The organism is Ruegeria sp. HKCCD3925 (assembly GCF_057221175.1).
This window is the reverse complement of record NZ_JBWVBI010000004.1, coordinates 58,209-81,429: the sequence shown is the minus strand read 5'-3', so window position 1 is coordinate 81,429 and position 23,221 is coordinate 58,209. Positions and strand designations below refer to the sequence as shown.

General features: G+C 56.3%; 20 protein-coding genes. 6 read left to right on the top strand and 14 right to left on the bottom strand.

All coding sequences use genetic code 11. The features are described 5' to 3' along the window. Positions 1-15: 15 nt before the first annotated feature. The 9 genes from AC2TEM_RS10525 to AC2TEM_RS10485 all read right to left on the bottom strand — a co-directional run bounded on the left by AC2TEM_RS10525 (position 16) and on the right by AC2TEM_RS10485 (position 9,139). A complete protein-coding gene (locus tag AC2TEM_RS10525) occupies positions 16-624 on the bottom strand; it encodes a nucleotidyltransferase family protein (protein WP_170392516.1) in 609 nt (202 codons plus the stop codon). Continuing rightward, the gene (locus tag AC2TEM_RS10520) at positions 617-1,399 is read right to left on the bottom strand and encodes an XdhC family protein (RefSeq protein ID WP_170392517.1); all 783 of its coding nucleotides are present in this window, start codon (positions 1,397-1,399) and stop codon (positions 617-619) included. Before AC2TEM_RS10520 ends, AC2TEM_RS10525 begins: the two co-directional genes overlap by 8 nt. Beyond that, positions 1,396-2,577 (bottom strand): vWA domain-containing protein, encoded by a 1,182-nt coding sequence (locus tag AC2TEM_RS10515; RefSeq protein ID WP_170392518.1) that lies wholly within the window; start codon positions 2,575-2,577, stop codon positions 1,396-1,398. Before AC2TEM_RS10515 ends, AC2TEM_RS10520 begins: the two co-directional genes overlap by 4 nt. Next, positions 2,574-3,449, bottom strand: coding sequence for an AAA family ATPase (locus tag AC2TEM_RS10510; protein ID WP_170392519.1), 876 nt, complete (start codon positions 3,447-3,449; stop codon positions 2,574-2,576). The genes AC2TEM_RS10515 and AC2TEM_RS10510 overlap by 4 nt, the downstream gene beginning before the upstream one ends. A gap of 46 nt (positions 3,450-3,495) precedes the next feature. After that, on the bottom strand, positions 3,496-5,925 hold the full coding sequence (locus tag AC2TEM_RS10505; RefSeq protein WP_170392520.1) for an aerobic carbon-monoxide dehydrogenase large subunit: 2,430 nt from the start codon (positions 5,923-5,925) through the stop codon (positions 3,496-3,498). Continuing rightward, entirely contained in the window at positions 5,922-6,416 is a 495-nt protein-coding gene (locus tag AC2TEM_RS10500) for a (2Fe-2S)-binding protein (RefSeq protein WP_170564295.1), read from the bottom strand. The genes AC2TEM_RS10505 and AC2TEM_RS10500 overlap by 4 nt, the downstream gene beginning before the upstream one ends. Before the next feature lie 12 nt (positions 6,417-6,428). Continuing rightward, positions 6,429-7,283, bottom strand: a complete 855-nt coding sequence (locus AC2TEM_RS10495; protein ID WP_480856180.1) for an FAD binding domain-containing protein — start codon at positions 7,281-7,283, stop codon at positions 6,429-6,431. Positions 7,284-7,394: 111 nt separating this feature from the next. Continuing rightward, positions 7,395-8,510, bottom strand: a complete 1,116-nt coding sequence (locus AC2TEM_RS10490) for an MHYT domain-containing protein (protein ID WP_480567406.1) — start codon at positions 8,508-8,510, stop codon at positions 7,395-7,397. Positions 8,511-8,794: 284 nt separating this feature from the next. Then, positions 8,795-9,139, bottom strand: coding sequence for an adenylate/guanylate cyclase domain-containing protein (locus AC2TEM_RS10485; protein ID WP_170420485.1), 345 nt, complete (start codon positions 9,137-9,139; stop codon positions 8,795-8,797). Positions 9,140-9,380: 241 nt separating this feature from the next. Here AC2TEM_RS10485 and AC2TEM_RS10480 point away from each other — a divergent pair, with 241 nt between their 5' ends. Further along, entirely contained in the window at positions 9,381-10,658 is a 1,278-nt protein-coding gene (locus tag AC2TEM_RS10480; RefSeq protein ID WP_170420483.1) for a tetratricopeptide repeat protein, read from the top strand. 127 nt (positions 10,659-10,785) lie between these two features. Here AC2TEM_RS10480 and AC2TEM_RS10475 read toward each other — a convergent pair whose 3' ends face one another. Genes AC2TEM_RS10475 through AC2TEM_RS10460 form a run of 4 tightly spaced genes read right to left on the bottom strand, consistent with a single transcriptional unit; the run spans position 10,786 to position 16,337 of the window. Then, positions 10,786-11,634, bottom strand: coding sequence for an ABC transporter six-transmembrane domain-containing protein (locus tag AC2TEM_RS10475; protein ID WP_170420481.1), 849 nt, complete (start codon positions 11,632-11,634; stop codon positions 10,786-10,788). 6 nt (positions 11,635-11,640) lie between these two features. Beyond that, positions 11,641-12,060, bottom strand: coding sequence for a DUF2141 domain-containing protein (locus tag AC2TEM_RS10470; RefSeq protein WP_170420479.1), 420 nt, complete (start codon positions 12,058-12,060; stop codon positions 11,641-11,643). Then, on the bottom strand, positions 12,057-15,185 hold the full coding sequence (locus tag AC2TEM_RS10465; protein ID WP_170420476.1) for an efflux RND transporter permease subunit: 3,129 nt from the start codon (positions 15,183-15,185) through the stop codon (positions 12,057-12,059). Before AC2TEM_RS10465 ends, AC2TEM_RS10470 begins: the two co-directional genes overlap by 4 nt. 3 nt (positions 15,186-15,188) lie before the next feature. After that, complete coding sequence (locus AC2TEM_RS10460) at positions 15,189-16,337, bottom strand: efflux RND transporter periplasmic adaptor subunit (RefSeq protein ID WP_170420474.1); 1,149 nt, start codon at positions 16,335-16,337, stop codon at positions 15,189-15,191. Positions 16,338-16,438: 101 nt separating this feature from the next. Here AC2TEM_RS10460 and AC2TEM_RS10455 point away from each other — a divergent pair, with 101 nt between their 5' ends. Then, positions 16,439-17,056 carry a TetR/AcrR family transcriptional regulator gene (locus AC2TEM_RS10455; RefSeq protein WP_170420473.1) on the top strand — a complete coding sequence of 206 codons (618 nt, stop codon included), beginning with the start codon at positions 16,439-16,441 and terminating at the stop codon, positions 17,054-17,056. Positions 17,057-17,385: 329 nt separating this feature from the next. Here AC2TEM_RS10455 and AC2TEM_RS10450 read toward each other — a convergent pair whose 3' ends face one another. After that, a complete protein-coding gene (locus tag AC2TEM_RS10450) occupies positions 17,386-18,981 on the bottom strand; it encodes a GMC family oxidoreductase N-terminal domain-containing protein (protein ID WP_170402106.1) in 1,596 nt (531 codons plus the stop codon). 109 nt (positions 18,982-19,090) lie between these two features. Here AC2TEM_RS10450 and AC2TEM_RS10445 point away from each other — a divergent pair, with 109 nt between their 5' ends. From AC2TEM_RS10445 to AC2TEM_RS10430, 4 genes are all read left to right on the top strand, one after another. Continuing rightward, complete coding sequence (locus tag AC2TEM_RS10445; RefSeq protein ID WP_170402109.1) at positions 19,091-20,329, top strand: TRAP transporter substrate-binding protein; 1,239 nt, start codon at positions 19,091-19,093, stop codon at positions 20,327-20,329. Positions 20,330-20,395: 66 nt separating this feature from the next. Further along, positions 20,396-21,061 (top strand): TRAP transporter small permease, encoded by a 666-nt coding sequence (locus AC2TEM_RS10440; protein ID WP_170392533.1) that lies wholly within the window; start codon positions 20,396-20,398, stop codon positions 21,059-21,061. Further along, the gene (locus AC2TEM_RS10435) at positions 21,061-22,419 is read left to right on the top strand and encodes a TRAP transporter large permease (protein ID WP_170392534.1); all 1,359 of its coding nucleotides are present in this window, start codon (positions 21,061-21,063) and stop codon (positions 22,417-22,419) included. The genes AC2TEM_RS10440 and AC2TEM_RS10435 overlap by 1 nt, the downstream gene beginning before the upstream one ends. Positions 22,420-22,430: 11 nt before the next feature. Beyond that, complete coding sequence (locus tag AC2TEM_RS10430) at positions 22,431-23,210, top strand: IclR family transcriptional regulator (RefSeq protein WP_170420471.1); 780 nt, start codon at positions 22,431-22,433, stop codon at positions 23,208-23,210. Positions 23,211-23,221: the final 11 nt, after the last annotated feature.

Sequence of the window (23,221 nt, the reverse complement as noted above, 5' to 3'; positions counted from 1 at the left end):
AGATCAGAAGTCGGCTCATGAGATCGGCTCGTTCGCGGTTTCCAAATGGGTCGCATAGTCATCCGGGGTATCGACATCGGTGTAGAACCCTGGCGATGGCAGCTTAGCGGCTTGTACATGTTCGGGATGATCGCGCGTGAAGCCCAAGCAGCCGGGGCGTGCGGGGTTTTCCAGCAATCGCCGGCGCAATAGCTGCGGGATAGTAATTGGATTGCCTCGTGCGCCGTTATGGACAGGTATCGTCACTTTAGTCGCATCACCTGCAACGTGAGCGGCAATCAGATCTTGCAGATCCTGAGTGGTCAATAGCGGCTGATCACCCAAGCCGATCAGAAGCAGATGGGCGTCAGGTGCACAATGCAATCCCGTGGCAACCGAGCTCTGCTGGCCGCTGGTGAAGTTTGCATTGTGAACCAAAGAAACAGCTAGCCCTGATAATGCCCGGCGCACGGCGCTCGCCTCATGTCCTGTTACCACCGTCAGGTCAGTATCAATGGCACCTAAGTAAGCCATGGCTACCCGGCGGATCATCGGCACGCCGTCTATTGGTAACAGCAGCTTGTTTTGCGCCCCCATGCGACGGGAAAGACCGGCGGCCAGAAGGATCGCGGCAACATCAGCCATCGGCAAGCCCCACAGTCTGCCGTCTGACACGGACTAACTGCGCAAGGATCGACAGCGCTATTTCCTCGGGCGTGACCGCCCCCAGGTCCAGACCCGCCGGGGCGTGGACGGTGTTGATGGCCTCGGGCGTTATGCCGGCGGTCTTTAGTTTTTCAGCCAGTGTCGCGAATTTCCGAGCGCTTCCGACGAAGGCAACATAGTCGGGCAAATCTGTCAGTACGGATTTGAGCGCGTCCAAATCTCCTTGGCCTTGCGTCGCAATGACAACGAAGCGTCGTCGATTGCACGTCGTATCAGTCGACGTGGTGCCAGAAACCGACCAGTGGAATTGCGGTGCCAGGGAACTAAGCGCTTGGGCCACAGGGGATGCGCCAAGCACGACAAGTTCGGGCATTGGCAAACAGGGCTCGATAAAAATGTCGACGGTGCCTTTTGACGGGCAACCATTGCGCGCAAAGCGCGTCCCGTCGACTTCATCCCCCGCTATCACGCCCATTTCTTCCAGGAGTTCCTCGGGCGCGACAGAAACCAGTTGCGGCTGACCGGCGCGCAAAGCCTCTACCGCAGCGCGTTTGACCGCGCCACGCGTGCATCCGCCACCAAGCCATCCATGCAGGATTGTCCCGTCCGCGCTGAGCAGCGCTTTGGCACCCGGCTTGGCCGCCGTCGCCCCCGCAGTGCGCACGATTGTCGCGAAGGCGAATGGTTCTTGCCGGTCACGCAGGTCTTGTGCCGCATCGGCAAGGTCCGTGTCTAAGATCTCTGCCGGACTCATAGCGTCACCAATTTTGGTTCCAGGGCGGCAAAATCGGCAAGGGTGTTGGCCGGTTGAAAAAGGTCGAGATAAGGCAAGGCCGCAGCCATTCCGCCAGCTACGGGCGCGTAGTCGCTCCAACCCTTCAATGGATTGAGCCAGATGATCTTACAGCCGCGTTTTCTCAGCTTCTCAAGCGCTGCTGCCAGGATTGCGGGTGGCTCGGTATCATAGCCGTCCGACAGGATCACTACGACAGACCGGCCATCTACAAAGCGCCGCGCATAGGTATCGGCAAAGCGTTGCAACGATGGCCCGATCTTTGATCCACCGCCGAAGCCATCTGCCATCAGCGACATCCGACCAATTGCACGCAGTGCGTCTTTGTCGCGCAATGCTTCAGTGATGCGAACCAGCCGTGTGTGAAAAAGATAAGCGTCGGCATCTTTGTCAGCGCGCATCAGCCCAGCGAGAAAAGCAAGGAAAACTTGTGCATAGACGCTCATCGATCCCGATACATCGCAAAGCGCTACGATTTTGCGGCTGCGATCTGGGCGAGACTTGCGCAAGAGCTGCAGAGGTTCCCCTCCTGTCGCAAGGCTCAGGCGAATGGTCTTGCGAAAATGCAGGCGGTCGCCTTTGCGGGCGGCGATCCGACGGCGCGAACGTCGGTCGCGCAAAGCGGCACCGATGCGACGCGCAACTGCTTCGGCCTCTGCGATATCATCCGCGCGGACCAGATCACGCAGATCGCGGCGGCTGAGATTGCGTTGCTGAGTTGCGATAAGTTTACCGGTGCCGTCGCTGTCGGCCTCGCCGTCACCGGAATCAGGAGCGATGGCGCTGCCCGATGCGCCCATATCCTGACCCTTGGCTTGACGAGAGGAATGCACGTCATCGCTGAGCGCAGACTGCGCTTTGGGCACGGCCCTTTGCTTCACCCGACCGGAATCCATCCAAAAACTATCGAAGAGGCTGTCGAACCGTTCGGCCTCATCCTTGCATCCTGTGCAGATGGCCCGTAACGCGCGACGGCTTTCATTCGGGACAGCGGCATTGACCTCGCCGAGGGCAAGCAAGGCAAGCTCTGCCTCTGCCACACCTAGGCGCAGGCCGTTCTGGCGCAAATGCGCAATGAACCCGGCGACACGGGCCGCTGGCCCCGGATCACGCGCCGCAAATTTGGAAACCCGGCTCATGCGGCCTTCCCCGCGATACGGGCCGCGACTTCGGCGGTGATCTGTGCCTGATCGCTTTGAGTTTTCAGCAGCGTGGTTAAGGTGGAGTGCAACACGGTTGGATCGTTGGTCAGATCCGCAATCCCAAGTCCCATCAAGGCGGCAGCAAAATCGAGCATCTCAGCGATGCCGGGTGTCTTTTCCAGTTCCTCCTCGCGAAGCTTTTGTACAAAGCCTACGACTTGCGCGCCAAGACGCGCCTCAATCGCAGGGCAGCGGGCTTTGAGGATTGCAAGTTCTGTCTGTCGGTCCGGATAATCGACATAGGTGTAAAGGCAGCGACGACGCAGTGCATCGGATAGATCGCGTGTGCCGTTTGATGTCAGGATCACGATCGGCTTACTAGAGGCCGTGATGGTGCCGAGTTCTGGCACAGTCACTTGATAGTCGGCCAGAACTTCCAGCAAGTAGGCTTCGAATTCCACATCAGCACGGTCAATTTCGTCAATCAACAAAACAGGCGGCGTGTCCTGGGTAATGGCGGCCAATAGAGGGCGTTCCAACAGGAAATCACGGGAAAAAATACGCTCCTCAACGCTTTTGCCCGTCTCACCATCTTCGGCGGCGGCGCGGATCGTCAGCAATTGCCGCTGGTAGTTCCATTCGTAGATGGCCTGCGCGGCGTCGAGCCCCTCATAGCATTGCAGTCGGAGCAACTTGGTGTCGCGCGCATCGCTCAGGGTGCGCGCGACCTCTGTCTTACCTACGCCCGCGGCGCCCTCCAGAAGAAGGGGCCGCTCCAACGTCAGCGCCAAATGGAGAGCAACTGCTAGGTCGTCGGATGCGACATAGCCCTGCCCTTCAAGAGCGGATTGTAAATCGGTCCAGGTCATGTGTGTCTCCGGGCAGAGCGGAACGTCTCCGCCCTGCCTTTCGCCTTTAGCCGTGCAGGCCAAGCTCATTGGCGGTCTTCCAGATCCGCCAGTGATCATGTGGCATGTTGGTATGCCGCAGACCAAAGGCCCGGAACGCATCCTGCACCGCGTTGGAGAAGCATGGCACCCCGCCCACATGCGGACTTTCGCCCACGCCCTTCGCACCGATGGGATGATGTGGCGACGGCGTGACGGTGTAGTCGGTCTCGTAGTTCGGAACCTCCCATGCGGTCGGCAGGAAGAAATCCATCAGCGTGCCCGTCTTCACGTTGCCCTGATCGTCATAGGCGATTTCCTGGCCCAAAGCGACGGCGAGTGCTTCGGTCAGGCCGCCATGAACCTGTCCTTCGATGATCATCGGGTTGATCCGGGTACCGCAATCGTCCAGAGCGTAGAAGCGGCGGATGTCTGGCACGCCTGTATCCACATCAATATCCATCACGCAAACATAGGCACCGAACGGATAAGTCATGTTTGGTGGGTCATAGTAGCTGACCGCTTCAAGCCCTGGCTCAATCCCTGGGATGGCCTGATTGTAGGCGGCGAATGCGATTTCTTTCATGGTCTTGAACCGCTCGGGCGCTCCTTTGACCACGAAACGGTCGACGTCGAACTCGACGTCATCGTCATGCACTTCCAACAGATAGGCCGCGATCATTTGCGCCTTGGCGCGGATCTTGCGGCCAGCCATGGCCGTAGCCGCCCCGGCAACCGGGGTCGAGCGCGAGCCGTAGGTGCCCAGACCATAGGGCGCGGTATCGGTGTCGCCCTCTTCGATGGTGATGCTATCGGCAGGTAATCCGATCTCGGAGGCCAGTATCTGTGCGAATGTCGTCGCGTGGCCTTGCCCCTGCGAAATCGTTCCAAGCCGTGCAATTGCAGAGCCCGTTGGATGGATGCGAATTTCGCAGCTATCGAACATACCCAGACCCAGAATATCGCAATTCTTCACTGGGCCAGCACCCACGATCTCAGTGAAGAAACTGAGACCGATTCCCATAAGCTTGCGCGTTTCGCCCCGTTTGAACGCCTCTACACGCTCGGCCTGTTCCTTGCGCAATCCCTCGTAGTCGACGGTGCTGAGCGCTTTGTCCCATGCAGTGTGATAATCGCCAGAGTCATATTCCCAGCCAAGCGCAGCCTGATAGGGGAATTGCTCTTTCTTGATGAAGTTGATCCGGCGCAAATCTGCCGCGTCCATGTTCAACTCGATCGCCAGCACCTCGATCATCCGTTCGATGAAATAAACCGCCTCTGTCACGCGGAAGGAACAACGGTAGCTGACCCCGCCCGGCGCTTTGTTGGTGTAGACGCCATCAACCTCAAGGAATGCAGTCGGGATGTCGTAAGATCCGGTGCAGATATTCATGAAACCCGCCGGGAATTTGGTTGGGTCGGCGCAGGCGTCAAATCCACCATGGTCCGCTGTCACATGGCAATGCAACCCGGTGATCTTGCCGTCCTTGGTGGCAGAAATGCGGCCCTTCATCCAATAGTCGCGGGCAAAGGCGGTGGTCATCAGATTGTCCATCCGGTCTTCGATCCACTTGACCGGCTTGCCGGTGACGATGGAGGCGACGACCGAACACACATAGCCCGGATAGGCCCCAACCTTATTTCCAAACCCGCCGCCAATATCGGGAGAGATCACACGGATATTGTGTTCCTCGATCCCGGAAATCAGGCTGACCACAGTGCGGATAGCATGGGGCGCCTGGAACGTGCCCCAAAGAGTCAGCTTGCCATTGACCTTGTCCATTGAGGCGACGCAGCCGCAGGTTTCCAGTGGGCATGGGTGCGTACGGTGGTAATACATGGTCTCTTCGGCAACGACCTCGGCATTGTCGATTGTCTCGAATGTTGGATCCTTGTCGCCCGCTTCCCACGTGAAGATATGGTTGTGGTGCTTTCGAGGACCATGTGCTCCATCGATTGGTTTGCCATCCTCGCCCACGGTGTCTTCACGCAGAACTATCTGTGATTCCATCGCCTTGAACGGATCGACCAGAACCTCAAGCTCTTCGTATTCGACTTCGACGGCCTCGATTCCATCTGCCGCCGCATAGCGGTCTTCGGCCACCACAAACGCCACTTCCTGGCCTTGAAACAGAACCTTGCCATCGGCCAGAACCATTTGCTTGTCGCCGGCCAGCGTCGGCATCCAATGGAGGCCGAGCGGTTCAAGGTCCTTGGCGGTCAGCACAGCGAGAACGCCGGGCACTTCAAGCGCTGCCGCCGTATCGATGTTGGTGATCCGTGCGTGAGCGTAGGGAGAGCGGACGAAATCTCCAAAGAGCATCCCGTCAAGCTTCACGTCATCGACGTAGTTGCCCTTGCCTTGAGTGAAGCGGGCATCTTCGACCCTTTTACGCGAACAGCCCATGCCCTTGAGGTTCGCGGTGCGTTCCTCACGATCTGGTGTCATGTCATTCATTGGGCCGCCTCCTTGGCTGCATTAATCTCGGCCGCTGCGGCTTTGATGGACTTCACGATGTTCTGATACCCGGTACAGCGGCAGATATTACCTGCCATGCCAAAACGGATCTCTTCCTCGGACGGGTTCGGGTTCTCTTCGAGCAACTTTGCCGCACGTGTGATCATGCCCGGTGTGCAGTAGCCGCATTGCAGCCCGTGATGTTCCTTAAACGCCTCTTGCAGCGGGTGCAGCGCGTCAGGCCCACCGATGCCTTCGATGGTTGTGATATCCTTGCCATCGGCCTGCGCCACGAACATGGTGCAGGACTTGACTGATTTGCCATCAATGGTGACGGTGCAAGCGCCACAATGGGAAGTCTCGCAACCAATATGCGGGCCGGTGATATTGAGCCGCTCGCGCAGCGTGTAGATGAGAAGTTCGCGTGGCTCGGCAAGGAATTCCTCTTCCTTGCCGTTCACCGTGATCTTGTAGTGTTGTTTCTTTGACATCGGACGATCTCCTCACGCACGCGACCAGGCGCGCTCAATGGCGCGGGTCAGAATGATACCTGCCACGTGTTTTTTGAAAGCGACGGGGCCGCGGTTGTCCTCGGTGGGGTCAATATCACCGAGCATGGCGGCCACAGCGGTCTTAATGGCATTTGCATCGACGCCGGTGCCAACCAGAGCGGCCCCAGCCGCCTCGGAAAAGACCGGTGTGTCGCTCAGATTGGTCATTGCAATCGAGGCGGAGGCACAGGTGCCACCATCTTTCACGATCTGGACTGCAGCAGCAGCGGTAGCATAATCGCCAATCTTGCGCTTTTGTTTTTCATAGGCGTAACCGCCATGCGGCGTTGGGATGGAGACTGCCGTCAACACTTCTTCGTCTTCCCGAGCAGTCATGTAGGCGGCTTCGTAAAACTCGCGGGCAGCGATGTCGCGTTCCCCGTCAGGACCCTCGACAGTAAAGCGCGCATTCAGGCACTGCATCAGGCCGGGCATGTCATTGCCGGGGTCGCCATTGGCCACGTTGCCACCAACTGTCCCCATGTATCGGACTTGCGGGTCTGCGATCTGAAGGGCAGCTTCGCGCAGAATCGGAGCGGCCTCAGCCAGTGCGTCGTGATCAATAATCGCGTGCTGGGTGACCATCGCACCGATGCGGATACTGTCACTTCCGATCTCGATATCAGACATGCCGCCGACATCCTGAAGATCGATCAGATGCGGCACATCCGCCATCCGCAGCTTCATCATCGGAATCAGGCTGTGCCCACCGGCCATGACGCGGGCATCATCGCCATGCTCTTCCAGGATCGACAGCACACCGGCCATGTCCTTGGGTCTGTAGTATTCGAATGCCGCTGGAATCATCGGCTCTCCTCCCTTCAAGCAAATGTTCTGGCTGAAAGGATCACTGCATGCGCTTGGATGGCGACGCTTCAGTAAATCAACAAAAAACAGGTATTTTGCACGAAATGCGCCCTAGGTCGCACGAATTGCGCCCACCTGCGATGCAAGCGCATCCTGAACCGTCTTGAGTTTGGATCGACTGACCGGCGCGGGTGGCAAACCATCCCCGTCGAACAGGCATCGGCCCTTATCCTTGGTACGCTCAAACCGCGCCACGCGCTGAGGATTGACAAGGTAGCTGCGGTGGGTCTGGAGAAATCCGGTGGGCACCAATCGCTTGGCGGCCTCGGTCACTGGCCAGACACAAAACAACCGATCCGTTTCGGTGTAAACTTGGGTGTAGTGCCCATCCGCGCGCAAAAACAGAACATCTTCGGCAGAGATGAAGACCTTTCCTCCATCCCGTTCGCAAGGAATTTGCAGCAATGGTTTTACATCCGCGGTCGCTTCTGTTGGCTCCGGGTCTTTCCTCGAAGGTCCTGGCAGGTAGGTCACGCTGACCCACAAGCAAGCACCAAATATGATGAAACTGAACAGGATTACGCCAATGGCCAGCGTCTCATTGCTCATCAACGGGCCAAACTCAACCCCACTTGGCACGGCGACGAAACGGGTGCTCGCCAGAGCAAGAAAATGAACGGTGCAAACCGCCGCTGCAAAACACAAAGTGCCCAGCAAAATGTTTCTGTTTGTTCGCTGCCCGTAGGCAATCGCGAAAGCCAGCATACAAAGCGCTATTGCAGCAATCGAGGACAAGATGACGCCACTGGGCGTATACACTGCCCGGCAAAGCTCCAAGCCAGCCATGCCAATATAGTGCATCGCCAAGATGCCCAACCCAACAACGCCTCCTGCCATCGCAATCGTGGCGCGGTTGCGTTCGGTGAAATGCAACAGAATAAGCGCAGCTCCGACGAGCAGGATCGCGACAAGGGCAGACACAAGTGTGATTGCAGCGTCGTAATAGAACAGGATCGGCATCTGAAGCCCGAGCATGGCCACGAAGTGCATGGCCCAGATTCCACCGCCAAGCGAAACAGCCGCAAGAGCCACCGAGGCCTTCTTTTCAAAGACCGGCTTCGTCGAAAGATCTCGCGTCATCGACAATCCTGTAAACCCTGCCACGAAGGCAACAATACAGGACATGGCGACGAGGAAACTGTTGTGGCTGACGTCGAGAAACTCCATTGTCGCAAATTGGCTAAAAAGTATGCGTTTGGCAAATGGATCAACGATGTCGGACGTTCAAAGAGCGGTTACACATTAGGCGATGCCCAGCTCCGAAGCATTCGTCCGAGGTGGCTAGCACGCTGCTATTCGGCGGCCTTGAGGCCAAATCCGCCGTTCATATTGATTGGGTGAAAACCACAATTTAAGGCTAATGAAGGTCTGCTCGGCCCCTCGCGCCGTCATCATTTGATGTTTAATTTGTGACTTCCAAAAGCTGTTGGGTGGACTGGCTAGAGATGCCTTTAGACCGCTCTAAAAACTTGCCAGTCTTCGGATAAGCCCTTCAGTTCTTTTGTTCCAAGACTTTCGAAGTCCAAACCGGACCCAGCCACCAGATCTTTTACTGTTCTGGAAACGACGATGTCGCCGCCTCCGCCCAATTCAGAGATACGCGCTGCAATGTTAACGGCAATTCCGCGCACATAATGCAAAGAAACTTCGACTTCGCCTGTGTGAACCCCTATGCGAACTTTCAGATTCAGCTTGGAAATGGCATCGCCAATCGCCTTGCCACGATGGATCGCCTGGCCGGGTCCGTCAAACGTAGCGAGAAAGCCATCGCCATATACTTGGTAGGCAATGTGCACCTCATCGCTGTGCCTCCATAGGACAACTCTATTGGCAAAGAAAGGCTATGAGGCACGCTTAGTTCAACCAATATCATTTCAATCAGCAGTGAAGGCCAGAAGGCCAGCCCGTTAGCCGATGGTTCGATCCTTATAGCAATCGATTATCCACAATAGTGCTTATGGTTTCGCTTTTTGTGCTAGCGTTGGGCAGTTGCGAGCACGCACGTTTGAGTATGCTTACGAAAGTGGGAGTATGGAGATGCTGGTTGACCGATATGGACTGACGCTGACGACCAGCCTGCCAGAGGCGCGGGACGCCTATGTCGCGGGGCTTGATCACATCCTTGCAGCAACGTTTGGTGCAAGCGAAGCTTTTTCCGCCGCCATCACGGCCGATCCCGGCTTCGCCCTCGGTCACGTTGGGCTTGCTCGAGCTCGAATGTATGAAAACGATATGTCTGGCGCTCAAGAGGCAATGGCGTCGGCCCGCGCCTGCGCATCTGGGTTGACTGAGCGCGAGGAGGGTCATCTCGCGGTATTCGATCTCTTGCTTCAGGGACGTGTTTCACAGGCACGAAGCGCAGTTCTGAAGCACGCTGCTCATCACCCCCGCGATGTCCTTGTCGCGCAAATCTGTACCAACATTTTTGGTTTGATTGGGACATCGGGTGAGCCTGGTCGGGAAAGCACGCAACTTGCCTACACGACCAAATTATTTGATGCCTTGGGCGAAGACTGGTGGGTTATGAGCGTACACGGTCAGGCGCTGTGCGAAGTTGGGCGGCTTGATGAGGCCATGTCCATGATGGACGGCTCGCTCGCTTTGAACAACGCCAATGCAAACGCGTCACACTTCAAAGCGCACACGCTCTACGAGCAAGGTTATGGAGAGGCCGGTCGCGCATACCTTGCCGACTGGATCGCGGATTATGATGTGCGCTCGGTATTGCACGGCCACTTAAGTTGGCATCGCGCTCTGTGGGCCTTGGAGCAAGGGAATGAGGCTGAGCTATGGACGATTTACGAGGGAGCTATCGCACCCGCAGCGTCCTATTCGTTGCCGATAAATGTTCTAACCGATGCTGCTGCACTTTTGCACCGCACTGAAATTGCAGGTCTAACAGTTGCGCCCAAACTTTGGCGCGACCTGAGCGAATACGCATCACGGTTTTTTCCAAACCCAGGCATGAGTTTTGCGGACATACATGGCGCGCTGGCTCATGCAATGGCAGGGGAAGGTGAACGCCTTGCGGTTCTGACCGAAACAAGCTTGGGTTTTGCGGCAGATCTTGTTCGCCCGGTGGCACGTGCTTGGGGTGCGATTGCGCGACAAGATTGGACGGATGCGCTGCAACAGCTGACTCCGGTCATGGCAGATCACGCTCGTCTGGGTGGCAGCCGCGCACAGCGTGACCTTTTGGAGCTGACTTACCTGAATCTGCTATTGAAATCCGGCCATATTCAAGAAGCTCATCGAACGATTACAGCGCGACGCCCGATCTTCAGTCATACTGCGCCCGTTGCAGGCTTTGTCTGAATTCACAAAGCTCTAGTTTATCAGCTCTTCTTACCCCTCCTTTAGCTAGGCTACGCACGACCGGAATGGACTGGTTACTTCCTGATTACAAATCCCGAATCACGCCATTTATGGTATGCAAGCCTGATCAATCGCTCTGCAACCTGGTCGTAATTTCTGACAGGCGAGACCAGGATTGTAAGGTGACGGGCAAAGCAAGTGCGGCTTCCGCAAACTCCCACGAATAGCTGATAATCGAAAATATCATGCCCGGTGTCGCATCCAGGTTTTGGGTCGCGAACCACAGGTTGAATAGGAGCAGACCTATTAACAGAATGAAGATTACGCCATACAGAACGGCTTCGGTATCCGAGAGCTTTACTTCGAACCGGCGCAGTTTACTCAGGTGGACGAAAACCGGACGGTCACGTCGTTGTTCCAGAACACTGACCTGATGCTCCATTTGCTCATTCAGCGCACGGTTCCATTGCCAAAACGTCGAATGAAACAGAGCGTACACAGATATCATTCCGACAAGAACCCCACAGGCAGACAGGGCCAGAACTGGCGAGAAGTAAAACAGCAAAATTGCTGATACGACGAACTGCACCACCCCCGCGATTGCCGAAGGCAGGATCTCTTCAAGAAAGTCGGCCAGTTCGCGCCCCATCCCGATCCGGGCGTTCAGCGACGAAATTGGAAGATTTGAAAACCGCGCGGCAAGCGCCTTGCCCAATTCGACACGGATCATACCGTAGACACGTGTATCGTAAATCCGCCGGATCACGCTGATCATAGTAAGGGCAACCATGAGCGCACCTAACTGCACAAAGGGCTGAAAATCTTCGCTCAGCAATCCATCTATGGCGAAGCCGACGAACAGCGGAATCAAAACTGTCAGGGCAGTTTCAACCAGGATCAGGAACCACGTAAGCCCTACGCGCCAGCGGAACACACTCAGAAGCGTGCCGATTGTCAGTTTTCGATCTGTCAGCATGTCGAATTACTGATCATAGTGAATGCGAACACGCACATCGCCCGGCCAGACCGAGGCAGCCTTGAAATCCGGCTCGTCCTGAGGGTCTGAGGCACCTGTTGAACCCAGCCCCTCCAACAGTTTTGTCTCAGTCATGTTCAGGTCATCGTCCTTGTTTTCGTCATGAAACAACAGCACAGCGTATGGGCCCGTGTTCAGGTCAGAAAACTCATGGCTGACGCTGCCTTTACGTGACGGAATCTGGGCGTAGTCAATGGCGCTCCAGACATCCAAACTGTCAAAGGCGCGCGCGTTATCGAATACAAGGATCACGATGTTGCCGTTGGCGTTGCGGATGCCGTCCACAGTCACATTCAGACCCTCGGCGGAGGCCGGTGTCGCAAGCGTTACCACGGCGAACGCAGGGGCTAGAAGGTTCCGTATCATGGCTTTGTCCTTTCTTCAGAAGGCTGCGGAAGGGGTGACTTGAAAATGGCAATGACATCCTCGGTGATGGCGATCAGTACCGGCACCAGCAGCAGCATGAGGGCTGTGCCGAAGAGTTCTCCAAAAGCTAAAGAGATTGCCGCAGGGATCAGATACTGCGCTTGCTCAGAGGTTTCGGTCAGCAAAGGCAGCAGACCAATCACTGTAGTTGCGGTGGTCAGAAAGATCGCCTTGAAACGTCCAATGCCTGCGCTTCTCAGCGCCAGATTCACGGGCTGACCTTCCTCTCGCGCCTGATTGTAGCGGGTGATCATGACCAGACTGTCGTTCACAATCACACCGGTCAGAGCGAGCATGCCGAAGAACGAAAACAGCGACAGCGAGACATCCATGATCAGGTGCCCGACGGCGGCTGCGATAAAGCCGAATGGCACGATGGCCAGAATGACAAAAGGCTGCCAATAGCTTTTCAACGGCACGGCCATCAGCACATAGATCAGAACGGCTGCCAGCAACAGCGCGCGCTTCAGGCCATCGCTTATATCGGCCATCTCTTCCAGTTCACCGGCCGGCAGGACGGTTACGCTGGGATATTTGGCACGGAGTTTCGGGACCAGTTGCTCGAACACCGCCTGCCCCACCTCTTCGGGAGCAACAAGGTCGCGGTCGATGGACGCGGCTACGATGTTCATGCGCTTGCCGTCACGGCGATCGATAGTGCCAGAGGCATAGGTGCCCTCGATTTCGGCGACGGTCTCAAGCGGCACCCAAGCGCCGGATGCGCTGCGCAACCGGGTCTGCACCAGATCCGCCAACGTATCGCGGTTTTCACGCGCGTTCTGTACGACTACGCGGACTTCGGACCCATCGCGACTGACCTTGGTCACCTCGGCCCCGCCGAACCCATAGCCAATCTGTCTGGCCAGAGCCTCGGCGTTAAAACCAAGGTGCCGCGCGTCCGGGCGCAGGCGGAGTTTCAGTTCAGGTTGGCCGCCCACCAACCCATCCCTTACATTTGCCACGCCCTCGATGTTCGACAGGAAACTTTTCATTTCGGCGCTGGCTTGCTGCAGAAGGTCTTCGTCTTTTGACGCCAACCGGATTCGGAACCCTCCGGCAAGCGTTTCCGATCCGGTGAACTCCAACTCGGTGGCGCCCTCGACCGCACCGACCCGGTCGCGCCATTCGCGGACCACAGAAAGGATCGGGACATTCGGACGCTCAGCTACCGGGATCATTTCAGCGAAAATTTGCGCATTTCCAGCGCTGTTGATGATGGTGAATACTGTCTGAACGGGTGGAGCAGACATGCTCGCCTCTTCTGCAAGCTCGACGTTCAGCTCGTTCAACACGGCTTCGATCCGATTCACGTTCGTGCGGGTCAGTGCAAAGGGGGAGCGGGCATCCATTTCCAGGTTCATCGTGATGACCTGACCGGGCACCTCGGGAAAGAACACCGTCCTGACCTTGCCCTTGTACATCAGGCCAAGCCCCAGCGTTGCGGCGGCAATGAACAAGATCAGCACGGCATAGCGCTGACGCACCGCCGCGACGAGCAAAGGCTGGTAGATGCGATCCCGCACCCAGTACAACCCGCCCTGCGCAGAATCCTGTACCCGCCCCCACAAGCGGGTCAGCAGGTATCGACGCTCTTGCCGCATCGAAACCTGCGCCAGATGGGCGGGCAGGATGAATTTGCTTTCGATAAGCGAAAAGATCAGCGTCAGGATCACGATGCCCGCGAACCCGGCAAGTACCTTGCCCAGCGGATTGTCGATCAACAGCATCGGGAAAAAGGCTGCGATTGTGGTCAGCACGCCAAAGACGGTCGCAACAGCCACGCGATGCACGCCGCGTTCCGTGTCCCTAATCGGGTCCTTCCCCTTGCGGCGTTCTTCGAAAACGCTTTCGCCGACTACAACGGCATCATCGACCAGAATTCCCAAGGCAATGATCAGACCAAAAGTCGTTACATCGTTCAGCGAATAGTCCACCCATTTCGAGCCCGAGACAGCAAGCGCCCCCATGACCGAAACGGGAATGCCCATGGCAACCCAGAAGGCCAAACGCACGTTCAGGAAAATCGACAGCATCAGGGTCACAAGGATCAAACCCTGCACCCCGTTTGAGCGCAACAGCGCCAGACGGTCCGAGATGTAGCCAGCGCTATCACCCCAAACCTCGACCTGTACCTGCGACGGCAGCTGTCGGCTGAACTCGTCAACCGTGCTGCGCACGACATCACTGATCTCCAGCAGGTTCTCCTTCTGCCCGACCAGAACCTCCATCCCTACGGTTGGTTTGCCGTTCAGGCGAAACAGGTACTCGCCGTCCTGAAACCCGTCTTCGATTTTGGCAATATCGCCCAAAGGCACATAGGACCCGTCGTCACGTTCGATGATCGGCAGAGCTGCGTATTCCGGCACGTATTTCGCCCTGTCATCGGCCCGCAGATAGATCGTACCGCCATCGGTCCTCAGACGACCTGCCTGAAAGGCCAGCGAATTCACTTCGATGGCACGGGTCACATCCGAAACCGTCAACCCATAGTGGCGCAGCAACGCCGGGTCGATTTCAATGCGCAATTCCCGCGGTATCAGGCCCCAGATTTGCAACCGCGACAATTCCGGTTGCGCCAGCAACTCTTCTTTCAGGCGTTGCGCCAAGCTCTGCAATGTGGCGGGGTCTGTTTCTCCGAACAAGTTCAGATACAGCGCCGGGAAATCGAAACCCGAGGCTTCGATCATGGGTCGGCGCGCAGTATCAGGCAGATCAGTCAAGCCGTCGATCCGAATACGGACATGATCCAGGACGGCTTGTAGTTTCTGGCCACCTGCGCGACGGACAGTCACGACACTTAGGTCATTTTGGGATTGTGAGGTCACACTACGCACGCCCTCCAAACCTTCGAGGGCCTGCTCAACTTTCTGGGTCACCAATTCATCAACCTGTTCGGCTGTGGCGTCCGGAAACTCGATCGCGATTGTAACACTTTCCGGCGGAATGCGGGGGAAGCCTTCGATCCGAATGTTCAGCAGCGTTTGCACCCCAAGAAATAGGATCAGTGCCATCATCAAATTGGCAGCGACCGGATTTCGGATAAACCAGCATGTCAGAGCGTGCATGGCTCAGCCCCCATCTGATTGCGGCGTCACCCGCTGACCCGGTAGAAACGAGGCCAAAGGTGTTTTGGCCACGCGCCACGGGCCGGTCCCTTCGGGAGCCGATACCGTCACAGTACTTTCGCTGCGGAACAGGATGTTCGGGCTAAGCCTCTGCAATTGGTCGTTATCGTCTACAAGCCAAATGTATCCCGCACGGGTCAGGACGCTTTCGGGTAGGGTTAATGTGTCCGAGATCCGGCGTCCGGGAATGTGAACCTGCAGGAAGTCTCCGGCGAGTATGCGTTCATCGGGCTTTGTGACATCCAGAAAGACCCGCACCTGCCGCGTGTCTTGATCCAGAAACCCTCCTCCACGCCGGACTTGAGCCCGCCCCAACGCTCCGCCCGAGCGCTGTGTCAGATCAGCAGTGGCGCCAGAGATCGGATGATCCAACAACGCCCAGTCCGCCTGACTAAACTCGGCGACCAGTTCGAATTGCTGGTCGTCCGAAAGGTGTATCAGGGCATCGCCTGGGTTGACCGTCTGGCCCAGGCTGGCAAAGCGATGGGTTACAAATCCCGAAAAAGGGGCGACAACCTCCGCGTCCTTCAGTTCATTTCGCGCCGCATTCAGCCGTGCCTGCGCAGCTGCAACGGATTTCTCGGCAATGCGCAATTGCGGTAGATTCACAGCCAGTTCGTTTGGCGGTTCTGTTTCATCCCGGTCAAACTGTCGTTGCGCGACTGTCACTTTGTTCTGCGCGCGCAATAACGCCAGTTCCGCTTGCTCAAGCTCCATCTCAGCGGCTGCAACGGCGCTTTGATAAGGTGCATTTTCGATTGAAAACAAAGGGGCACCCCGTTCCACCTTAGTCCCTGCCAAAGCGGCGTTGTGTACTGCAATGATGCGCCCGGACACAGCAGATCGCAGCTTGGCATCCCACCGAGGCCGAACTTCGGCAAACGCCGAAACCCGCGCTTGTACGGTTGCCGAAACTACTGTGACGACCGAGACGGTCGGTGGCGGAGGTGAGGTCGTTGTTGCCTGAACATCAATTGTATCTTCTGTATCAAACAGGAGGATGACGATCGCTACAAACAGTGCCAACGATAGTCCAATCCAAAGCCATCGCCGGGTCGGTCTTTGCCGAGTTTCCAAAGTTTTTTCTGTCATAGACCAGTCTTTCCTGTGCCGCCGAATCCATTGCACCTTGTGGCATTCGATAGAGTGTCATATATTATGAACGATCGTTCGTTCAATATTAAGTTGAAAAAATGTCCGATGACACCAAGAAGCCGGAATCAATCCGGGAAAAGGCAACAGCCAAGCGTCGCAACCAGATTTTGGAGGCCGCAGTTATGTGTTTCCTTGAGCGGGGCTATCATCAGACAGGCGTCCGCGATATCGCTGCGCGGGCGGGCGTCAGCCTTGGAAATCTCTATAATCATTTTCGCGGCAAACATGATGTGCTTGTAGAAATCGCAATACTTGAACGCCACGAGATGGAGCCGTTTCTGAAAATCCTGAACTCAGATGCGCCCGCGCCCAAAGTCATAAGAAAGTTCATCAAGGCCTACGCAAAATACCTTGCTGCGCCGGAAAACGTTATTTTAACATTGGAAATTTCGAGCGAAGCAGTTCGTCAACCGGACATCGCGCAGCTGTTCGTCGAGAACCGGTCGAGTTTGACTGAGGCCCTGGAAGCCGTAGTGAAGCGAGGAATTACTGGCGGTGAATTGCGCGCCGTTCCGGATCCCCTTCAGGCGTCACAACTGGTGATCGAAGTTCTGGAAGGCAGTGCATATCGTAGTGTGCTGTCAGAATTGCCCATGACCGGGATCATTGTGTGCGCTGAAGACTTTATTATGAGTTCCCTGCTGGCACGTCATTAGCACGTGGGTAGCGTGTCGTTTTGGAATTCGTGAATGTCAGCCAAAAGGAAACTGCCTGACACATTCATGTAGGCAGCAAACATCGACTTTGAGCCGGCCAAAACGCGGTGGAGGTCAAAGGAAAGTTGGATTTGCGGTTAGGACTATTGGCTAACGCAAAATCATCCGAGGTTCGGTTACCAGACTTCGTTTATTCACAAGACAAAGCGGTCGCAAAGCGCATGCAGATTCCAACCACCGGCACAGCGCCAGATCGTTTTTTGATGCGATTGGCGCACTGATCTATTGATACTTTAGGGATCAGGCGATCAGATACGATGGCAGATTTCTCAAGCATCCGCCTTTATCAGGTCGCTTGCCTTTTCGCCGATCATGATCGCTGGTGCGTTGGTGTTGCCGCTGACGATTTCCGGCATGATCGAACAATCGGCCACCCGCAGGTTCGAAATACCGTGTACCTTTAGTCTTGCGTCGACAACAGACGTCTCGGCGTTCCCCATCGCGCAGGTGCCGGTTGGGTGGTAGATCGACACGCTGTTCGATCTGGCCCAATCCAGAGTGCCTTCATAATCTTCGCAGCTCAGCTCTGCCGTTGGTCGAAACTCTTCTGATATCTTCGAGGCCAGAGGGTTTTGTTTGGCAATCCCGCGCGCGATGTTCACGCCGTCGACAATGGTTCGGCAATCCGTTTCAGTGGACAGATAGTTCGGGATGATCTTGACATGTTCGGATGGGTCCGGTCCGTTCAGGCGCAGCTCTCCCCGACTTTCCGGACGCAGTTGGCAGACCGACATCGTGAAGGCCGAAAACGGATGCACACCTTCGCCTGGGCTGTCGGCGGACCAGGGTTGCACGTGGAACTGAATGTCGGGCGTCTCAACATCGGGCCGGGTTTTCATGAAACCAGTTGCAAGGCTGGCGGCCATTGTCATCGGACCTGCACGAAATAGTGCGTATTTCAGCGCGATTCGCGCCTGATTGAACAGGCTGCGAACTTCGTCATTCAGTGTGGGCTCATTGCATTTGAACACCAGCCGCGCCTGCAAGTGATCCTGAAGACCTTTGCCAACACCCGGCAGGGCGTGCAGCGGTTTGATACCATTTTCCTTTAGATGATCCGGCTCTCCGATCCCTGACAACATCAGGATTTGGGGAGAGTTGATCGCCCCGCCGGACAGGATGACCTCGCGCCGAACAGTCAGTGTCTGCTCGTTACCAGAACGATCCCGGTAGACCAGCCCGGTTACTTTTTTCCCATCCAGAACCACACGCGACACAAGCGCTTTGGTGATGATGTTGAGGTTCTGACGACCGCGAATGGGCTTGAGATAGGCGACGGCGGCGCTACAGCGGCGCCCATTGCGCGTGGTCAGTTGGAAGTAACCCACGCCTTCTTGCTCGGCCCCGTTATAATCTGGGTTGAACGGGTAACCGGCGGCCTGTGCTGCTGCGACCCAGGCATCGCAGATCGGGCGCTGAATGCGCATGTTGGACACTGACAAGGGGCCATCGACGCCATGATATTCATCCTCGCCGCGTTCTTGATCCTCACAGCGTTTGAACAGGGGTAGCACATCGTCCCAGCCCCAACCCTCGTTGCCCATTTGCCGCCAGCGGTCGTAATCTTCCTTCTGGCCACGCACATAGAGCAACCCGTTCAGCGAAGATGAGCCACCCAGTACCTTGCCCCGTGGCCAGTCGATGGATCGACCGTTAAGGCCGGGGTCGGGCTCAGTGCGATAGCACCAGTCAACCGAGGGGTTATGCATCGTTTTGAAATAGCCGACGGGGATGTGAATCCACGGGTTGGTATCGCGGCCACCTGCTTCGAGCAGCGCAACAGTTGTGTTGGGGTCTGCGCTCAACCGATTGGCAATGACACAGCCCGACGATCCTGCGCCAACAACTGCATAATCCACCTCCATGACCGCCTCCTTCCAAACTCGCTGAAAAAAACTCTATGCAAGATGCAAGAATTATACTAGCCTTTTTTGATACAAAACGTCTCAATAATTGCGATCAGGGAGGTAAGCAATGGAGATCGGACGGAAACTAAGTGGTATTTCACGGCGAGATTTCTTCCGCGTGGCCGGGCGTTACGGCATGAGTTCGACACTGCTGGCGGCAGGCGGGTTCGGCGGCGCGATGAGTCTGGCGAATCTGGCGCAGGCCGCCGAATCCACCTATGAGAAGCGCTTTTCGAAAGAGCCGAAGCACACGCTGAAATTCGGCGCGTCGGGTTTCAACACCCGCAACCTGTTGATTGAGCGCGCCGGCGCAATCGAGTTCGCGCGCGACCTGGAAGAACGCACGGACGGCGAGATTCGCATCGAATTCATCGGCGACAACCAGATCTGCGGCCAGCTGAGCTGTGTCGAAAAGACCCAACAGGGGATCGTCGATATTTATGCCGCCTCAACTCAAAACTCGGCCGGAGGCGCACCTTATCTGAACGTGCTGGACTACGCCTATATGTTCCCCAGCCGCGCGGCGCAGTATCACTTCTTCTATAGCCCGGCGAGCCAACGCATCCTGCGTGATCCGCTGGAAAAACGGCACGGGTTGAAGTTCCTGTTTACCCATTGTGAGCTACGCGGCCTGCAAATGGGATCGACCTTTGCCGACAAGCCGACCGTCACCAAACTGGAAGAGTTGTTTGGTACCAAGAACCGCGTGACGGGTACGCAGTTGGGCCGGATTGCAATGCAATTGCTGAATCTGAACCCAGTCCCGGTGGCTTGGGAAGAGACACTGGATGCGCTTAAGACAGGTCTGATCGATGGGGCGGAAACCTGGGCCTCGGCCGTGGCTTACGCCAACATGGCGCCGGTGGTTTCGCAGTCGGTCAATCTGAAATTTTTCTGCGGCACTGAACATACGTCCATGTCGGCCGAGGTCTTTGACGGTCTGAGTGGAGAATTGCAAGACGCAGTTATGGAGTCTTCCTACTTCACTCAAGCGTTGATCCAGGGTGCGAATGAAGCCGCATTGCTGAATACTGTAGGCTTCTCGGAGCCGCAATTGCCGGACACTATCTTCGCCGAAAATGGCGTGCGCCCGGCATTCCTGGCTGACGATCAGATCAAGCTGGCCGAAGAGATGTGCGCTCCGAACTACAACCCAGAGCCTTGGGCCCAATGGCGCGAACGTCTGAATAAATGGGCAGGCGGCATTGATACCTATCAGGAAATCTACGACATCGCGCGCGAGATTCCGGCCGACACCCTGCCGGAAAATGTCGAACCGCGCCGTTGGTGGAAAGGCGAAGCCTGATAGACTGTTACGAACCGGCCCTGAGCGGGCCGGTTCAACTTTATACCGACTGGGAGGACGGGGTTCATGTCGTTTTGGGCAGACATCGGCGCGATTTTCAGCGCCTTTCTCAGCCAGGATTCGTTCGAGATTCAATCCGCACTGGAATCCGACGCCGCCTGGGTGTTGGGCGCGATTGTATCGGCGATTGGCGGAATCGTGATCATGTTGATCTATCGGGCGGTGCCCTTTGTTGAACGTCATCTGGAACGGTCGGTGATGGTGTATTCCTACCTTGCGATCGCATTAATCATCTTCTGGGGCGTGATCGACCGGTTTGTGTTCAACGATCAGGAACCCTGGTCGACTACCATTCCCCCGCTGCTGTTCATGGTCATGGCGTGGTTTGGGGCGTCGTACAATGTCCGCCTGCGCACACATTTGAGCTTCAGCGAATTCCGCACTGCAATGCCGAGGGCTGGGCAATTGGCTTGCCTGATACTCGACGCGATATTGTGGTTCATCTTTGCGGTGATCGTCATCGTGACCACAACACGGCTGGTGGCATTGTCGGCATCAAACTTTCAGATCGTTCTGGGAACAGACAATATCATGCAGTGGTGGTTCCTTCTGGCCGCACCGCTGTCGTTCTTTCTGATGGTCGGGCGCGTGTTTCAGAACCTTGCCGATGATCTGAACAACTGGAAAACAGGCGAGCCGCTGATCAAGCAGGCCGTGATCGGAGCAGACTGATGACAGACGGAACTATGGTCACACTGATCTCTCTTGCGGTCACCTTTCTGTTCATGCTGGGCGTGCCGGTTTTGCTGGTAATCGGCTATTGGGTCATCGGCTGTTCGTTTGTTCTTGGCCTGACGCTGGACAACATGGGTGCTGAACTTCTGAACGTGTTCAACAAGGGTTTCGCCCTGCTGGCGATGCCGCTTTTCATCCTGACCGGCGACCTGATTAATAAATCGGGCATCGCGCGGCGGCTCAGCGATTTCGCCTATGCCTGTCTGGGCTGGATACGCGGCGGGCTGGCGATGGCATCCCTCGGGGCTTGCGGATTGTTCGCAGCAATCTCAGGCTCAAACTCGGCCACAACCGCCACGATCGGTTCGATGCTGCACCCCGAGATGGTCAAAGGGGGTTATGACGAACGTTTCAGCGCAGCCACCGCTGCGGCTGGTGGAACTGTCGGGATCATCATTCCTCCCTCGATTATCTTCATCGTCTACGGCTTCCTGATGAACCTGCCGATTTCCGAGCTATTCGTCGCGGGTATCCTTCCGGGCGCGCTGATGGTCTTTGGCATGCAGTTCGCCTGCTGGATCATCTGCCGCATGAACGGGTGGGGTCATCTGATCCCGCTGCAACTGAACCGGGTGTTGAAAACTGCATTCGGTGCCTGGCTTGGATTCTTCGCCATCGGGCTGGTGCTGTGGGGTATATACACAGGCAAATTCTCACCAACTGAGGCAGCCGGAGTGACGGTCGGCTTCTGCGTTATTGCAGGGTTGGTCAGCTATCCGATCAATCGGATCATGGGCGCGCGGAACGACATCTCACCCACCGAAAAAAGCTATGCCGAGATGTTTGTCGTCGAAGGCTTCACGATCCCCGAGATCCCCTCAATCGTGATCCGCTCGGCCCAGATCACAGGTATCCTCGCACCGCTGATCGCGATTTCTGTGGTGATGCAGCAGATCCTGTCATTGCTTGGCGCTCAGCAAACCATTGGGGATTTCGTAACCTCGATGGGTGGCTACCATGCGGTTCTGTTTACTTCGATGGTGATCGTTTTCTTCTCGGGCATGGTACTCGAAAGCCTGCCTGTCACGATCATCCTGGCCCCGATTCTGGCACCGATTGCGGCCTCGGTCGGGATTGATCCGATCCATTTCTCGGTAATCTTCCTTGTGGGGGCTTCGATTGGCTTCATCACACCCCCCTACGGTCTCAATCTCTACGTGGCATCAGGGGTGACTGGCGTTCCCTACTTCCGTCTGCTTCGGTACACTGTGCCCTATCTAGCAGCGCTGATATCAGTGTGGATTTTGATCTCGCTTGTACCTGATCTGGCCTTGATCCTGCTGCCAAATAACTAGACTGTTGCGGGATGGCCGAAACGGAAACACAAGACAAAGAAACCCAGATCCCAACTAACTTGCGCCTTCTCCTCATCCTTGAGGAGGTGGCGCGACGCGGGGTTGCCGTCAAACCATCGGACCTGATCGAGGCACTCGGTCTGGCGAAACCAACAATCCACCGTTTGTTGCAAACAGCAGAGGCCGAAGGTTTCCTGCAGCGTGATCTGGATGGCCGCTCATACGGTCCCGGGCACCGTCTAAGGTTGCTTTCAGTCAACACCATGTCGTCCGAGCATCTGCGCACAGCGCGTTTGGCGATCTTACGCAGTGTCGCCGAGCAGGTTGGTGAGACATGCAATCTCGCCATTCCTGACCGAGAGGGCATGATCTATCTTGACCGGGTTGAGACGAAGTGGCCTTTGCGCATTCAATTACCGGTCGGGACACAGGTTCCCTTTCATTGCACCGCCAGCGGCAAGATGTACTTGTCCACGCTCCGGCAGAAAACACTGGATGGATTTCTTTCAGCAGGAAATCTGCAGCCACAGACTGAAAGTTCCCTGACCGATCCGCAGTCATTGCGCACGGAGATCCAACATATCGCTCAGTACGGTTATTCCACTGATGATGAAGAGTTCATGAGTGGAATGGCAGCCCTAGCAGTACCCGTTCAAGATGGGCAAGGCCGATTGGTGGGCACACTTTCGGTTCATGCACCGACACAACGTCACAACGTCAACAGCCTGATGTCGTTTCTGGGTATCCTGAAAAAGGGGGCAAATGAACTTTCGGCTCTGTTAACCACGTGACCAGAACCTGA

What these genes read in the sequence shown, in the direction of transcription:
- AC2TEM_RS10520 (WP_170392517.1), bottom strand. Translation starts at nt 1,399, where the DNA reads ATGAGTCCGGCAGAGATCTTAGACACGGACCTTGCCGATGCGGCACAA.
- AC2TEM_RS10495 (WP_480856180.1), bottom strand. Translation starts at nt 7,283, where the DNA reads ATGATTCCAGCGGCATTCGAATACTACAGACCCAAGGACATGGCCGGT.
- AC2TEM_RS10470 (WP_170420479.1), bottom strand. Translation starts at nt 12,060, where the DNA reads ATGATACGGAACCTTCTAGCCCCTGCGTTCGCCGTGGTAACGCTTGCG.
- AC2TEM_RS10450 (WP_170402106.1), bottom strand. Translation starts at nt 18,981, where the DNA reads ATGGAGGTGGATTATGCAGTTGTTGGCGCAGGATCGTCGGGCTGTGTC.
- AC2TEM_RS10455 (WP_170420473.1), top strand. Translation starts at nt 16,439, where the DNA reads ATGTCCGATGACACCAAGAAGCCGGAATCAATCCGGGAAAAGGCAACA.
- AC2TEM_RS10430 (WP_170420471.1), top strand. Translation starts at nt 22,431, where the DNA reads ATGGCCGAAACGGAAACACAAGACAAAGAAACCCAGATCCCAACTAAC.
- AC2TEM_RS10460 (WP_170420474.1), bottom strand. Translation starts at nt 16,337, where the DNA reads ATGACAGAAAAAACTTTGGAAACTCGGCAAAGACCGACCCGGCGATGG.
- AC2TEM_RS10505 (WP_170392520.1), bottom strand. Translation starts at nt 5,925, where the DNA reads ATGAATGACATGACACCAGATCGTGAGGAACGCACCGCGAACCTCAAG.
- AC2TEM_RS10445 (WP_170402109.1), top strand. Translation starts at nt 19,091, where the DNA reads ATGGAGATCGGACGGAAACTAAGTGGTATTTCACGGCGAGATTTCTTC.
- AC2TEM_RS10480 (WP_170420483.1), top strand. Translation starts at nt 9,381, where the DNA reads ATGCTGGTTGACCGATATGGACTGACGCTGACGACCAGCCTGCCAGAG.
- AC2TEM_RS10500 (WP_170564295.1), bottom strand. Translation starts at nt 6,416, where the DNA reads ATGTCAAAGAAACAACACTACAAGATCACGGTGAACGGCAAGGAAGAG.
- AC2TEM_RS10490 (WP_480567406.1), bottom strand. Translation starts at nt 8,510, where the DNA reads ATGGAGTTTCTCGACGTCAGCCACAACAGTTTCCTCGTCGCCATGTCC.
- AC2TEM_RS10525 (WP_170392516.1), bottom strand. Translation starts at nt 624, where the DNA reads ATGGCTGATGTTGCCGCGATCCTTCTGGCCGCCGGTCTTTCCCGTCGC.
- AC2TEM_RS10440 (WP_170392533.1), top strand. Translation starts at nt 20,396, where the DNA reads ATGTCGTTTTGGGCAGACATCGGCGCGATTTTCAGCGCCTTTCTCAGC.
- AC2TEM_RS10435 (WP_170392534.1), top strand. Translation starts at nt 21,061, where the DNA reads ATGACAGACGGAACTATGGTCACACTGATCTCTCTTGCGGTCACCTTT.
- AC2TEM_RS10515 (WP_170392518.1), bottom strand. Translation starts at nt 2,577, where the DNA reads ATGAGCCGGGTTTCCAAATTTGCGGCGCGTGATCCGGGGCCAGCGGCC.
- AC2TEM_RS10475 (WP_170420481.1), bottom strand. Translation starts at nt 11,634, where the DNA reads ATGCTGACAGATCGAAAACTGACAATCGGCACGCTTCTGAGTGTGTTC.
- AC2TEM_RS10510 (WP_170392519.1), bottom strand. Translation starts at nt 3,449, where the DNA reads ATGACCTGGACCGATTTACAATCCGCTCTTGAAGGGCAGGGCTATGTC.
- AC2TEM_RS10465 (WP_170420476.1), bottom strand. Translation starts at nt 15,185, where the DNA reads ATGCACGCTCTGACATGCTGGTTTATCCGAAATCCGGTCGCTGCCAAT.